This window comes from Kitasatospora sp. NPDC038210 (assembly GCF_055600605.1).
In genome coordinates, this window is the sequence record NZ_JBVJYK010000020.1 from 20,902 (window position 1) to 34,459 (window position 13,558).

General features: G+C 72.8%; 11 protein-coding genes and 1 tRNA gene. 4 read left to right on the forward strand and 8 right to left on the reverse strand.

The features are described from left to right. Positions 1 to 74 precede the first annotated feature (74 nt). The gene (locus ACZ7KX_RS31675) at positions 75 to 2,633 is read left to right on the forward strand and encodes a D-alanyl-D-alanine carboxypeptidase (RefSeq protein WP_470329453.1); all 2,559 of its coding nucleotides are present in this window, start codon (positions 75 to 77) and stop codon (positions 2,631 to 2,633) included. Positions 2,634 to 2,785: 152 nt separating this feature from the next. Here ACZ7KX_RS31675 and ACZ7KX_RS31680 read toward each other — a convergent pair whose 3' ends face one another. Continuing rightward, the gene (locus tag ACZ7KX_RS31680; RefSeq protein ID WP_470329454.1) at positions 2,786 to 4,321 is read right to left on the reverse strand and encodes a glycosyltransferase family 39 protein; all 1,536 of its coding nucleotides are present in this window, start codon (positions 4,319 to 4,321) and stop codon (positions 2,786 to 2,788) included. 176 nt (positions 4,322 to 4,497) lie between these two features. On the opposite strand from ACZ7KX_RS31680, the gene ACZ7KX_RS31685 reads away from it, so the two are divergent. Beyond that, positions 4,498 to 4,570, forward strand: a tRNA-Arg gene (locus ACZ7KX_RS31685). A 510-nt stretch (positions 4,571 to 5,080) separates the two neighbouring features. Here the strand turns inward: ACZ7KX_RS31685 and ACZ7KX_RS31690 are convergent. Both ACZ7KX_RS31690 and ACZ7KX_RS31695 read right to left on the reverse strand, forming a co-directional pair. Beyond that, positions 5,081 to 5,959 carry a carbon-nitrogen hydrolase family protein gene (locus ACZ7KX_RS31690; protein ID WP_470329455.1) on the reverse strand — a complete coding sequence of 293 codons (879 nt, stop codon included), beginning with the start codon at positions 5,957 to 5,959 and terminating at the stop codon, positions 5,081 to 5,083. Between the two features lie 42 nt (positions 5,960 to 6,001). After that, entirely contained in the window at positions 6,002 to 6,877 is an 876-nt protein-coding gene (locus ACZ7KX_RS31695; RefSeq protein ID WP_470329456.1) for a phosphatase PAP2 family protein, read from the reverse strand. A 491-nt stretch (positions 6,878 to 7,368) separates the two neighbouring features. On the opposite strand from ACZ7KX_RS31695, the gene ACZ7KX_RS31700 reads away from it, so the two are divergent. Together ACZ7KX_RS31700 and ACZ7KX_RS31705 are read left to right on the forward strand one after the other, a co-directional pair. Continuing rightward, positions 7,369 to 8,340, forward strand: a complete 972-nt coding sequence (locus ACZ7KX_RS31700; RefSeq protein ID WP_350525957.1) for a sigma-70 family RNA polymerase sigma factor — start codon at positions 7,369 to 7,371, stop codon at positions 8,338 to 8,340. Positions 8,341 to 8,496: 156 nt separating this feature from the next. Next, positions 8,497 to 8,772, forward strand: a complete 276-nt coding sequence (locus ACZ7KX_RS31705) for a hypothetical protein (RefSeq protein WP_470329457.1) — start codon at positions 8,497 to 8,499, stop codon at positions 8,770 to 8,772. Between the two features lie 25 nt (positions 8,773 to 8,797). Here the strand turns inward: ACZ7KX_RS31705 and mscL are convergent, their stop codons facing one another. The 5 genes from mscL to ACZ7KX_RS31730 all read right to left on the reverse strand — a co-directional run bounded on the left by mscL (position 8,798) and on the right by ACZ7KX_RS31730 (position 13,442). Then, entirely contained in the window at positions 8,798 to 9,217 is a 420-nt protein-coding gene (gene mscL / locus ACZ7KX_RS31710) for a large conductance mechanosensitive channel protein MscL (protein ID WP_350525959.1), read from the reverse strand. Between the two features lie 30 nt (positions 9,218 to 9,247). Next, positions 9,248 to 9,520: a hypothetical protein gene (locus ACZ7KX_RS31715; protein WP_470329458.1), complete on the reverse strand. Its 273-nt coding sequence runs from the start codon at positions 9,518 to 9,520 to the stop codon at positions 9,248 to 9,250. Between the two features lie 280 nt (positions 9,521 to 9,800). Further along, positions 9,801 to 10,097: an FmdB family zinc ribbon protein gene (locus ACZ7KX_RS31720; RefSeq protein ID WP_350629561.1), complete on the reverse strand. Its 297-nt coding sequence runs from the start codon at positions 10,095 to 10,097 to the stop codon at positions 9,801 to 9,803. Positions 10,098 to 10,235: 138 nt separating this feature from the next. Beyond that, on the reverse strand, positions 10,236 to 11,597 hold the full coding sequence (locus ACZ7KX_RS31725; protein WP_470329459.1) for an MFS transporter: 1,362 nt from the start codon (positions 11,595 to 11,597) through the stop codon (positions 10,236 to 10,238). Between the two features lie 360 nt (positions 11,598 to 11,957). After that, positions 11,958 to 13,442 carry a potassium/proton antiporter gene (locus tag ACZ7KX_RS31730; RefSeq protein WP_350525963.1) on the reverse strand — a complete coding sequence of 495 codons (1,485 nt, stop codon included), beginning with the start codon at positions 13,440 to 13,442 and terminating at the stop codon, positions 11,958 to 11,960. Positions 13,443 to 13,558: the final 116 nt, after the last annotated feature.

Consider the following 13,558-nt stretch of genomic DNA (forward strand, 5'->3'; position numbering starts at 1 on the left):
TACACGGGGCGGGGCGTCGGCTTCCCGAAATCGGGTTCGCCGGTGCCCCACGGGCGTTGAGGAGGCTGGGATACGTGGGCGAGTCCCCCGACAGGGTGCTGAGGGACGGCGAGCGGGAGCAGGGCCGCGAACGCGAACGGACCGGTACGACGGCCGGTGCCGCCGAGGGCGGTTCCGGCCCGGCGGCTGCCGGGGCGTCAGCCGCGACGTCCTCGGACGGTTCGTCGGACAGCTCGGCGTCGACCTCGGGCGAGGCGCCCGCGAAGCCGTCCTCGGAGTCGTCCGCGGCGGAGCGGAAGGCCTCGGCGGAGGTGCCCGCGAAGGAGTCCGCGAAGGAGCCTGCGAAGGAGTCCGGCGACGCTCCGGTGGCCGGGGCCAAGGGCGGCTCGACCGTACAGCTCCGCGTCCGGGATGTGGACAGCAAGACGACGATGCTGCGGCTTCCGGTGGACAACAAGACCACCGCACTGCGGCTGCCCGACGAGCTGGTGAAGGCCGCCGGTAACGGGAGTTCCGGTGATGAGGGCAAGAAGAAGGAAGCCCCGTCGGCGGAAGCCGAGTCGAAGAAGCCCGCCGAGCGCCCGTCCGGCGCCGACCCGCGTCTCGCCATGCGGACGAAGGCGGCGGTGGCGGGGAAGGCTGAGGACAAGGCCGAGGGGAAGCCCGAGGACAAGGCAGAGGGGAAGCCCGAGGACAAGGCAGAGGACAAGGCGGCCGACTCCGCCGGAGCCGCAGCCGGGTCCGAGTCCGCGCCGGCCGTCGAGGACGCAAAGGCCGTTGAGGACGGGAAGGCCGCCGAAGCCGCCGAAGCCGTCGCGGACGGGAAGGCCCAGGAGACCGGCAAGGCGGCGAAGGCCGAGGAGACCGGCAACTCCACGAAGGCCGACGGCGCCGCAGCCCCCGCCGAGAACACCGAGGAAACGGACGGATCCGAGGAAACCGAGGAGGCCGACGAACCCGAAGGCCCCTCCGCCGAGGACTCTCCCGCCGCCGACGCCGCCCCCGTCACGCTGACCGAGACCGGGCAGCCCGGTCAGAAGGCGGGTCAGGCCGAGAAGCTGGAGAAGCCCAGGCCGCTGCGCGCCTCCGCCGTGTCCGCGGCCGGCACCGTGCCCGAGCCGCCGGCACCGGCCCCCGTACCGGAGCCCGAGCCGACGCCCGGCCCGGAACCGCTGCCGAAGCCGGCCCCCAAGCCCGCGCCCGGACCCGCGCCGGCCCCGAAGCCGCTGCCCCGGCCCGACCCGCGGCCGGTCCCGCCGGTCCCGCCGCTGCCCTCGCCGGAGCCGCTGCCCTCCCCGGAGCCGCTGCCCTCGCCGGAGCCGCTGCCCTCCCCGGAGCCGCTGCCCTCGCCCGAGACCACCGCGGAGGCGATGGAGGTCCTGGCCTCCCTCAACGCCCGCCCGGTCTCGCCGCTGCGTCGCGCCCTCAAGCGGGTGACGATCTGGACCGTCTTCATCGCCGTGGTGCTCGGCGCCCTCGCGGTGGCCCAGCTGCTGCGTCCGCTGCCGGACGCCAAGGCGAAGATGACCGCCGCGGGCAGCTTCAGCTTCTCCGGTGACCAGCTCGACCTCGCCTGGCCGGCCAAGGGCCAGTCCGCCGCCGAGGTGGTCGGGGTCGGCAGCCTCGGCAGCTCGGGCCCGGAGACGCCGGCCTCGATCGCCAGCGTCACCAAGGTGATGAACGCCTACCTGATCCTGCAGAAGTACCCGCTGAAGAAGGGCGAGAGCGGGCCGAAGATCGTCGTCGACAAGCAGGCCGCGCAGGAGTCCGGCAACGTCGACGAGTCCAAGGTCACGCTCACCGAGAACCAGGTGCTCACCGAGTACCAGGCGCTGGAGCTGCTGATGCTGCCCTCCGCCAACAACGTGGCCCGGCTGCTCGCCCGCTTCCACTCCGGATCCGAGGACGCGTTCGTCAAGGTCATGAACGACACCGCCTCCAAGTTCGGCATGACCAACACCGTCTACGCGGACCCGGCGGGCTACAACTCGGACACCAAGTCCACCGCCAAGGACCAGCTGAAGCTGGCCGAGCAGGTCATGCAGGACGAGATCTTCCGGCAGATCGTCTCCACCCCGGAGACCAACTTCAACAACGTGAAGATCCCCAACACCAACAACCTGATCAACCCGAAGACCGGCGTGATCGGCGTCAAGACCGGTTCCAGCACCCCGGCCGGCGGCTGCCTGATGTGGGCCGCGTACAAGGAGATCGGCGGTGTGAAGCGGCTGATCCTCGGTGTCACCCTGGGCCAGCCGGCCACCTCGCCCGCTCCGGGCGACGGCATCCTGCCGACCGTGCTGAAGGTCAGCGGCAAGCAGATCCAGGCCGCACAGAACGGCGTGACCGGCCAGACCGTGGTGAAGAAGGGCGACGTCGTCGGCTCGGTGGACGACGGTCTCGGCGGCTCGGTCCCGCTCGTCGCGACCAAGGACCTGGTGGTGGCCGGCTTCCCGGGGATCTCGGGCACGGTCACCCTGGACGCGGCGAAGATCGGCCACAGCGAGCAGGCCGGCAAGGAGGTCGGCACGCTGCAGGTGGGCACCGGCGACAACAAGGTGGAGGTCCCGGTGGCCCTCCAGTCGGACCTCAACCCGCCGTCCATCCAGTCCCGCCTGCTGCGCATGCTGTGAGGCACTGACGTCGCCGAGCGGCCGGGCCACTGAGCCGCCGCGACGCCGCGACGCCGACTCGGCGGAGAAACGCCGAAGGGGAGCCGGTCCGTACCGGCTCCCCTTCGGCGTTCGCGGCCCGTGGCCCGCACCCTGCGCCCTCCCGCCCGCGCCTACGTGTCGCGGTCGAGCAGCGCGAGCGTGAACCCGCCGAGCGGCGTGACCTGGTCCGGGTCGCCGTACTGCGTGCGGAGCAGCTGCGCCTGGTCCGTCGGCATGGCGCCCAGCGGGTCCGCGGTGTCACCGAGGACCAGCAGCCAGATCCGGGACACCGAGCCCAGACAGTCCTCCGGCTTCGTGCAGGCGACCGGCGACAGGTCCTCCGCGTCGTCGGCGCTCTGCGCGACGAACACCGGGTACGGGTGGACGTCCGACGGCAGGTAGTGGCTGACGCCCGGCCAGACCATCGCCCAGGACTGGTTGCCCAGCGGGGCCGCCATCCCGTCCCCGGAGTGGTAGCCGGCGGCGATCGTCCGGGCGGCCACCCGGAACGGCTCCTCCGAGCCGGTGTGCGAGCCCACGTACCGGATCTCGGGCTGCCTGGGCAGCGCCGCCACGGCCGGTACGGCGAGCATGCCCACCGTCACCACCCCGGCCACCGCCACGGCCCTGCGGGGCGCCGGACCGCGTCGGACCAGGGCTGCCACCGCACCGTGGGTCGCACCGATCCCGCCCCCGGCCAGCACCGCCCACGCGGGCACCGTGAACAGCAGGTACCGGTCGATGAAGTACGAGGTCTCCCCGAGGCGGGACACCAGCCAGACGCTCACCACCGGCAGCTCGGCGAGCAGCAGCGCCTGCCAGGCCTGCAGCCGCCGACCGGGCAGGGCCAGCGCCGGGACGGCCAGCAGCACGAAGGCGTAGAACACCAGGTCCGAGCCGAACAGGGACTCGCCGAAGCGGGCCAGGCCGCGCAGCGACGGCGTGGCGATCCAGCCCAGCTGCCGGTCCGACTGGCGGCTGCCCAGCAGCACCACCGGCAGCACCGGCAGCGCGGCCACCACGACCGCCAGCGGGTACTGCCACAGCAGCCGCCGGTCCGTCGCCTCCCGGGTGCGCCACAGGTGCAGTCCGACCAGGGCGGCCTGCCCGGCCACCGTGCTGAACGAGACCAGGTGTCCCGCGCCCGCCAGCGCCATGGCCGCGCAGTACGGCGCCCAGCGCCGCCAGGTCGGCCGCTCCAGGGCCCGCAGCAGGAAGTAGGTCGCGGCCGCGATCGCACAGGTCACCAGCGCGTACGAGCGCGCCTCCTGGGCGTAGCGGGAGACCAGCGGCGGCACCGCGAACAGCAGGCCGGCCCCGATCGCCGCGACCCGTCCGCCGAACAGCCGCCGGGCGGTGAGCGCCACGAACGCCGCGGCGCCCGCCATGGCCAGCACGGACGGAATCCGCAGCGCCACCGCCGAGTCGCCGAAGACCGCGGTCCAGCCGTGCATCAGCAGGTAGTAGGCGCCGTTGCTGGCGTCGATGTGCTGGAGCAGCCGCAGCATGTCGCCCAGCGAGCGGGTGGCCACCGTCGAGGTCGCGATCTCGTCCCGCCACAGGTCCGGGGTGCCCAACCGGTACGCCCCCACGGCCAGCATCACCACCGCGGGCCACAACCACACCTGCCCCAGCAGTCGGCCGACCGGGCGCACAGCAGGTCTCATCGGGTCCTTCGTCTCCTTCGCGCGGGGTGCCCCGGCGGATCAGGCACTTCCCGGCAGGCTACTTGACCCGGGCTGACGCCTCGTCGGCACCCGCACCCCACCCGTGACCCGTCCGCCACCCCGCTCCCCACCCCCGATCCGGTACGCTGTGAACGGCCTCGCCACAACCGGGCCACGCCTCAGTAGCTCAGGGGATAGAGCACGGCTCTCCTAAAGCCGGTGTCGCAGGTTCGATTCCTGTCTGGGGCACAGCGCGGAACGCAGTCGCAGGCCCCCGCCCACTCCGGGCGGGGGCCTGCGCCGTTTCCGGCCCGGTGCTTCGCCGGCGGACCGGTCCCAGGGGCGCCGCACCTCTGGGGGAGGAGCCGCCGGGGCCGGTGGTCCGTCCACGGAGTGATCATGGAGCAGACCTCGTGCCGAGGGTCCGCGGCACTCGGCCACGATGCATCGGTACGTCGTCATCGTTCCCCGGCTCGTCCGCCCCAGGCGCTCCTGCCCGCCCTGGCCCCGACCGTCCTGACCGGCCTCGCCGCGGCCGTCCTCCCCGCCCGCCGGGGCGGCCGGATGGCTGCGGTGACGGCGGTGTGGGCCGGGGGCGGGTGCCGTCGGGCGGGCCGACCGATCGGGCCGGGGTGAACTCCGGGTCCGGGACGTTGACTTCCCGGCCCCGGACCGCCCGAGCGGGCTCCCGGGGCCGCCGCCCGGCCCGGCCCCGGTGGGTCAGGGCCGGGCCGGGCGTGGGTCGGGCCGCTCGCCGGGTCAGCCCAGGGTGACGCGGGTGCGCGGCGCGGCCGGCTGTCCGGCGGCGAGGGCGAGGTCGGCGAGCAGGGTCTCGTTCTCGCGGGTGGTGCGCAGGACGGCGGGGTCCAGGTCGACGACGACGACCTCGCGCCGGTCCTCGCTCGCCTCGGCGATCAGGCGGCCGTCCGGGCCCCACACCGCGCTGCCGCCGCAGGTGTGCCAGGGGCCGGTCCGGCCGATGTGGTTGGCGAGCACCGTGTAGAGGGTGTTGTCGAGTGCGCGGGCGGGGAACCAGGTACGGGACTCGTGGTGGCCGTGGCCCCTGCTGAACAGCGCGCCGACCAGGTAGGCGTGGCAGCCGTCGAGTGCGGCGGCACGGGCGTGCTCGGGAAAGCCGGAGTCGTAGCAGATGCCGAGGCCGAGGCGCCAGCCGTCCAGCTCCAGGGTGCAGCCGGCCGTCCCGGGGCGGTAGAGGTCGCGTTCGCTCTTGAACAGGTACTGCTTGTCGTAGCGGGTGACGAAGCCGCCGTCCGAGCCGAGGACGAGGGCGGAGATCCGCAGGTCGGCACCGTCCGGCACGGCGGCGCCGACGACGGCGACGGTCCCCGTCTCGCGGCACGCCTCGGCGATCGGTGCGAGGCGCGGATCGCCGTTCTGGACGGTGTACTTGAGCGGGTCGGCGCGGATCAGCTCGGGCTCGTACCCGGAGAGGAACTTCTCGGTGAACAGCACCAGGCGGGCGCCGGCACCGGCCGCCTCGCGGATCAGCGCGGCGGCCTGCTCGGCGTTGGCGGATATGTCGCCGGCCACGGCCTGGGTCTGGACGGTGGCGATCCGCAGCGGCCGCTCGGGGTGTCCGGCCGGCTGGGTGGGGGCGGGAGCAGGGGTGGTGGACATGGCGGTCACGCTAGCCGACGGGTCCGCGCCGGTGACGCGGGCTCAACTGACGGTCTCGTCGGGGCGGTCGGCCGCGTCCTTCCGGGCGGCACCGCCCCGGCCGCGTCCGCTCGGCGTGCCCCCGGCGGGCGAGCCGTCGGCCGGTGCACCTTCGCCCAGCGGGTCCGGCTCGGGCGTGCCCTCGGCCCGCAGGGCGTCGTCCGGGTGGTCCTCGTCCAGCGGGTCGACGGTCCGGGCCGGTCGGCCCGACGACACGATGACCCGCTGAACCCTGGGCCTGGTGCGCCAGTTGACCCGCCGTACGTCACGGGCCAGCGCGCCGGGCCGCCAGAGCTCGATCACGGTGGTCACGGCACCCAGCACGATCCCGGCGGCCAGCCAGCCGCCCAGCACGTCGCTGGGCCAGTGCACGCCGAGCGCGATCCGGGTCCAGCCGATGGTCAGCACGGTCGCCGCCGCCACCGCGGAGGCGGCGGTCCGGCCCCGGCGGCGGACCCGGTACCAGAGCAGGCTGACCAGGACGGCGCAGGTGATCGTCGAGGCCATGGCGTGGCCGGAGGGGAAGGCCGGGCCGCCGGCGTGCGAGACCGGGTCGGAGAAGCCGGGCCGCGCGCGGTCGAAGGCCAGCTTCAGGGCCCACTGGGCGCCCCAGCCGACCAGTGTCTGGGCGGCCACCCAGCCGGCCAGCACCCGCGCGCCGATCAACCAGAGCCAGGCGGCGGCGATTCCGAGGAGTGCACGCATCGTGACGGTGCCGCCGATGTCCGAGAGCGTCTGCACCGAGGCGGTCCAGATCCGGTGTTCCCGGGCGTAGATGTGCAGTTCGTCGGTCCACTCCTGGTCGAAGCGTTCCAGCGGACGCCAGTGGCCCGTCACCAGGGCTGCCAGGAGGCTGAACAGCGCGGCACAGACCAACATGACCGCGGCATCCCGCAGGAGACTGCGATTACGCGCAGTGGCGGAGGTCGTGCTGTTGGTCAGGTGCATGGCTGACACCTTCCCAGTGTCCCGTGCCGATCGGGAGCTGGAGCGATAGCGATTCGGCATCGTTTGTGCGGAGGTCCTGCGTGCGCCGGGGCGTGGGCGCGGGCGTGCGGGCGGGGTGCGTGGGAACGCCGACGGCCGTTCGCGGGTTCAACCAGTAGGCGACCGGCGCGTGAGGGTCGGGTGAAGAAATCGCTCCGTGAACGGTCGCGCGAATGCACGGGCCGTGCCCGAGTGGTCACCGAGCGTCCAAAGTCGGAGTGAAAACCGGCAGGATACTGCATCACCGGGAAGAATCGGAGTGACTTGGGAATGTTGTCCGGAATCTGTTCGTTGGATCGTTACGTGTGAGCCCCGCGGGGCCCGCACTTCTTGCCCTCGGGGCAGGCAGGCAGACCTCGGCAACACCAGCAAAGGGAGCAAGCATGGCCACCCGTGCCGTCGTTCGCGACAGGGCCGACCGGACTCGCGCGGCCCGCCCGACCAACCTTGAGGCCGACCGTGACCTGGTCGGTATGTACCTCGACGAGATCGCCAGGACGCCCCTGCTCGATGCCGCCGAGGAGGTCGAGCTCTCGCTGCGGATCGAGGCCGGGGTGTACGCCCAGCATCTGCTGGACGAGGACGAACTCCCCGACGGCATCACGCGCGAGGAGCTGGAGACGATAGCCGCCGACGCGGAGCGCGCCAAGGACGTCTTCATCCGTTCCAACCTCCGGCTCGTGGTCGCGGTCGCCCGCAGGTACCCGCGCAGCGGCCTGCCCCTGCTCGACCTCATCCAGGAGGGCAACGCGGGCCTGGTGCGCGCCGTCGAGAAGTTCGACTACGCCAAGGGCTTCAAGTTCTCCACGTACGCGACGTGGTGGATCCGGCAGGCGATCACCCGGTCCATCGCCGACCAGTCCCGCACCATCCGGCTGCCCGTGCACCTGGTGGAGGAGCTGGGGCGGATCCGCCGGGTGCAGCGCGAGAAGTCCAAGGAACTGGGGCGCGAGGCCGAGCCGGCCGAGATCGCGGCCGAGTTGGACACCACCGAGGCCCGGATCAAGGACGTGCTGGACTGGGCGCGTGACCCGGTCAGCCTGAACATGTCGGTGGACGACGAGGGCGAGACCCAGTTCGGCGACCTCGTCGAGGACACGGGGGCGACGTCCCCCGAGGACGCCGTGATGGTGATGCTCCGCCGTGAGGAACTGGACGACCTGATCGGGCGGTTGGACGACCGCACGGCCTCGATCATCCGCTCCCGCTACGGGATGGAGGACGGCCGCGAGCGCACCCTCACCGAGGTGGGCAAGCAGCACGGCCTCACCCGGGAACGGATCCGGCAGATCGAGAAGCACGCGCTGGCCGAGCTGAAGAAGATCGCGGACCACGCGGGCTTCGAAGCCGCCTGACCAGCCCGTCCGCCGGCCTGCCGGACGGATCTGCCGCCGCCCGCCCGGGCCCCGGTACGGAGCGCTCCGTACCGGGGCCCGAGTCGTGCCACGGGGCTCTTAGGCTGGAGGGACAGGACGGGCGGCCAGGACGACGCGAACGACGGAGTGGACAGGGTGAGCGAGCAGGGGCAGGAACAGCCGGCGGAGCAGGGCACGGACGAGGACCAGAGCCGGAACCAGGGCCAGGCTCAGGCTCAGGACCCGACCCGGGACGGCGAGCCGCAGCAGGAGCCCGCGGCCAAGGCCCGGCTGGTCTTCCGGGATCCGCTGGACCAGCAGTCCCGGGACGACACCGACACTGGCTGGGGCGAGCGCTCCGGGGCGGGGGAGAGCGGTGGGCGGGGGCTGGACTGGTACCTGAGCCAGCGCCCGCCGCACCACGGGGGCTGAGGGGCGGACGGGGAAGGTCTGCGCGTCAGCGCAGGGGCGCGACCAGCGCGTCGCGGATCTCGGTCAGTAGCTGGACCTCCTTGGCTTCGGCCTCCGCCGCGACCTCGCCGGGGGTCTTGCGGCGGGCCGCCATCCGGTTCATGGGCACGATCAGGACGAAGTAGACGACGGCCGCGGTGATCAGGAACTGCAGGGCGGCGCTGAGCACCGATCCCCACAGGATCTGGACCCCGGAGGTGACCTCACCGGTCGGGCTCACCACACAGGGCCCCTTGAGACAGGAACTGTAGGAACCCAGGTCCTTCGTTCCGAAGACGCCGATGATCGGGTTGATCACGCCCTTCACGAAGGCGTTGATGATGTTGGTGAAAGCCGCGCCGATGACCACGGCGACGGCGAGTTCGACGACATTTCCGCGCAGCAGGAATTCCTTGAAGCCCTTCATGTCGCCTCGAACGACGAAGTCGTTGCCGGGTTACGGGTGATCTTCCGCGGTCCCGGATTGACAACCCGTCCGGCCCAGCGCGCCCCCGCCGGACGGCGGCAGGCCGGCCCGCGCGGGCCCGAGCGCGAGCGCGGCGGCCACCGCGAGCAGCACCAGCGCGGGCACCCCGGCCCGTCGCCGGACCGCGTTGCGCAGACGGTGCCACCCGCCGCACCCGCGCCGGATCGGCGGGAAGCTGGGCACCTCCTGTCGGGGCGGAACGGCGGGGGCGGGCAGCGGGACGGAGAAGCCCACGGTCGTCATCGACGCACCTCCGGAGGGTCCGGCAGCCGACCCCCGGTGGACCGGCTGACCACCCCCACGATGCGCGCTCGGGCCGGGTCCGGAAAGCCGTTTCCCCAGCCTGTGGACAAACCCGCCCCTGTGGACGACTTCGTACACCCACACCGGTCGGCCGGGTCCTCCGGAGTTGACGAAAGCGGGCCGAAAATATGCGGAAAGGCCCGCCGCCCCCGCGTGGAAGCGGGGTCGACGGGCCTTTCCGAGGACTGCTGTGCGCCGGGATTCCCCCCGGGCGCCCGGGTCAGCTCGCGGCCGGAGCCGGGCTGGACGGGGCCGAGGAGCCCGTGCCCGACGCGGGGGCCGCGGAGGTCGTCGTCGACGAGGTCGAGGACGACCCGGAACCGACCGAGCTGCTGGAGGAGGAGCGGCTGTCGGTCCGGTAGAAGCCGGACCCCTTGAACACGACACCCACGGCCGAGAAGACCTTGCGAAGCCGTCCCTGGCAGTCGGGGCACGTGGTCAGTGCCTCGTCGGTGAACTTCTGCACCGCCTCCAGGCCGTTGCCGCACTCGGTGCACTGGTACTGGTACGTGGGCACTTGTCTTCCTCCTGGCACTCTCGCCTGATGAGTGCTAACGATGGTCAATGATGCGGCATTCCGCGGGATCAGTCCAGCGACTCCGGTGTGAGATCGGCCCCGCCCCGGCCCGGGATCGGCCGCGAACCACCGCCCCGCTCAGCCCTTGGCCGCGCCCACCAGCTGCGCAGCACCGGCGGACTCCACGGAGCCCGCCGCGGAGCCGGCGACGATCCGGTTCGAGGTCCGCGGCGCCACCAGCAGGTGCCGCAGCGAGAACAGCGCGAGCAGCCCCAGGCCGGCGCCGACCAGCGGCACCAGGAACCCGGTGGACGGCCCGTGCCCGTCGATCAGCCGGCCCGCCACCATCGAGCCGACCGCGAGCCCCAGCCCGATGGCGCCGGTCAGCCAGGTGAAGGCCTCCGTCTTGGCGCCGTCCGCGACCAGCGTCTCGACCAGGGTGTAGCCGCTGATCAGGGTCGGCGCGATGGCCAGGCCGCAGACCAGTCCGGCGACGGTGAGCGCGACCAGGTTCGGCATGGCCCACAGCGTGGAGCAGCCCAGCACCAGCAGCGCGTAGCTGATCAGCATCCGCTTGTGGACGGGCCGCCGCCAGGCGATCACGCCGTAGAGCACGCCGGCCAGCATCGAGCCGCCCGCGAAGATCCCGTACACGGTGCCGCCCGCGTCGTGCTGCCCGACCGAGTCGGCGAAGGCGTTCACCGAGACCTGCATGCCGCCGAACACCGCGCCGACCCCGAGGATGGAGCCGGCGAGCAGCCGGACGCCGGGGGAGGCGATCGCCGAGACGCGCTCGGCGCCGGGCTGCGGCACGATCCGGGCCGGGGCGGTGCGCCGCTGGGCGGCGAAGGCCAGGCCGCCGACGACGGTCAGCGCGGCCTCGGCGACCAGGGCGGTCGCCGGGCTCGCCACGGCGGCGATGCCGGAGGCCAGGATCGGGCCGATCACGAAGGTGAACTCGTCGGTCACCGACTCGAAGGCGAACGCGGTGCTGACCCGGGCCGCCGAGGCGTCGGACGGGCCGTCGGCGGTGAACCGGGCGACCCAGCGAGCCCGGACCATCGCACCGATCTGCGGGACGCTCGCACCGGCGGGGACGGCGGCCAGGAACAGGCTCCAGGCCGGCGCGTGGCCGAGTGCCAGCGCGATCAGCACGCCGACCGAGGCGCCGTGCACCAGGACGGTCGGGACGAGCACCGCGGCCTGGCCGTACCGGTCGGCCAGCCGCCCGGTCTGCGGCCCGACCAGGGCCTGGGCGACGGCGGCGACGGCAGTGACCGTACCGGCGGTGCCGTACGAGCCGTGGGTCTTGGAGACGAGCAGCAGGATGCCCATGCTGAGCATCGCGTACGGCAGTCGCGCGACGAGGGCCGGGGCCAGGAAGGTCCAGGCTCCGGGGGTGCGCAGCAGCTCGCCGTACCCGACGCGGGCGGGGGCCTGGGCTGCGCTGGTGTCCGCGGTGCTGTCCGCGGAGGTGTCGACCGTTCGGCGGGCCGTCACGGTCGGTCCTTCCTGCTGCCTGGTAGCGCGGCAGGGCATGGTGTGGCCCCGACGGCGCCGAGAGTCGTCCTCTCGCGCGTCGACCGGGGTAGATACCGGGTCGGCCCGGTGTGGTTGCCGGGGGCCGGACCGCGGCCGCCGAGCGGTCGCGCCAACTCTGCGTCAGGCAGATGCTGGGGGTGGTCTAGCGGTGGTTATACGGCGTGGTCGAACCAGCATACAGTTACGCGCGTAGATCCCGCCAGCCCACCCGCCCCGAGCGCCCCGGAGGGCCCGGAGCACCCAAGCGCCCCAAGCACCCCGAGCGTCCCGGGCGCCCCGAGTACCCGGGGCGCCCCAGACGCCCCGAGCGTTCCGGGCTCACCGCCCGTTGAGCCACCCCGCGAGCTTGCCGCCCCGGTCGACGGCCCGCAGCCGCCTCTCCGCTGCCTCGCTGACGTCGTCCGTGGTGACCACCAGCAGCTCGTCCCCGCCGCGCAGCACCGTCGCCTTGTCCGGCACGAAGGAGTTGCCCTCGCGCACGACCAGGGTGACCGCCGCGCCCTTGGGCAGCCGCAGCTCGCCGATCTCCACACCCGACATCCGGGAGGTGGGGGAGAGCGCGACCGACAGCAGGTGCCCGTGCAGCTTCTCCAGCGGGGCGGACTCGATGCCGAGGTCCTGACCCATCGCGCCCTCGCCGATCCGCAGCCGCTTGGCCACCCACGGCAGGGTGGGCCCCTGGAGCAGGGTGAAGACGACGACGAGGATGAAGACGATGTTGAACACGTCCTCGGCCTGGTGCGCGCCCGACACCACCGGGATGGTGGCCAGCACGATGGGCACCGCCCCGCGCAGCCCGGCCCAGCTCAGCAGTGCCTGTTCACGGGCCGGCACCTTGAAGGGGGTCAGCGAGACCACCACCGACAGCGGGCGGGCCAGGAAGACCAGCACGCCGCCTATGACGAGCGCGGGCACCACCGCGGACCCCATGGTCGCGGGCGTGCAGAGCAGGCCGAGCAGGACGAACATGCCGATCTGCCCGATCCACGCCAGCCCGTCGGCGAAGCCGCGGACGGCCGGGCCGTGCGGCAGCTTGGAGTTCCCGAGGATCACCGCGCAGATGTAGACGGCGAGGAAGCCGGAGCCGTGCAGCAGCGCGCCGCCCGCGTAGGCGAGCACGGTGAGCGCCATCACGGCGATCGGGTAGAGGCCCGAGGAGGGCAGCGCGACGTGCTTGATGCCGAAGGCGCCGAGCTTGCCGACGGCGAGGCCGATCGCGGCGCCGATCGCGAGTTCGGCGAGGATCGTGCCGATCAGGACGTACCAGGGGTCCAGCTCGCCGGTGGTGGCGAAGGCCACCACCAGGATGACCACGGGCGCGTCGTTGAAGCCGGACTCGGCCTCCAGCAGACCGGTGAGCCGGTGCGGCAGCGGGACCATCCGCAGGACCGAGAAGACGGCCGCCGCGTCGGTCGAGGAGACTATGGCGCCGAGCAGCAGCGAGGTCCGCCAGTCCAGGCCGACCAGCCAGTGCGCGCCGGCCGCGGTGGCGAACACGCTGATCCCGACGCCGACGGTGGCCAGCACGGTGGCCGCCGGCATCACCGGCTTGATCTCCCGCCAGCTGGTCTTGAGACCGCCCTCGGCCAGGATGACCACGAGTGCCGCGTAGCCGATCACCTGGGTGAGCTCGGCGTTGTTGAAGGTGAAGCCGACTCCGTTCTGGCCCAGCGCCACGCCGATCCCCAGATAGATCAGCAGGCTGGGCAGCCCTGATCGGGTGGAGATCCGTACGGCGACCACCGCGAAGAGCAGGATCACGGAGGCTTCGAGGAGGAGCTGGTTCAGGTGGGAGACGTTCACGCAGTGGCACCTCGGGCAGGCAGGGGCGGACGGGGTGTCAGGGTGGTGCTGAGGGGTCGACCCGTTAAGAAGGCGTCAATGCTCCCCTTGCGGATCGTTACGCAGTCTAACATTTT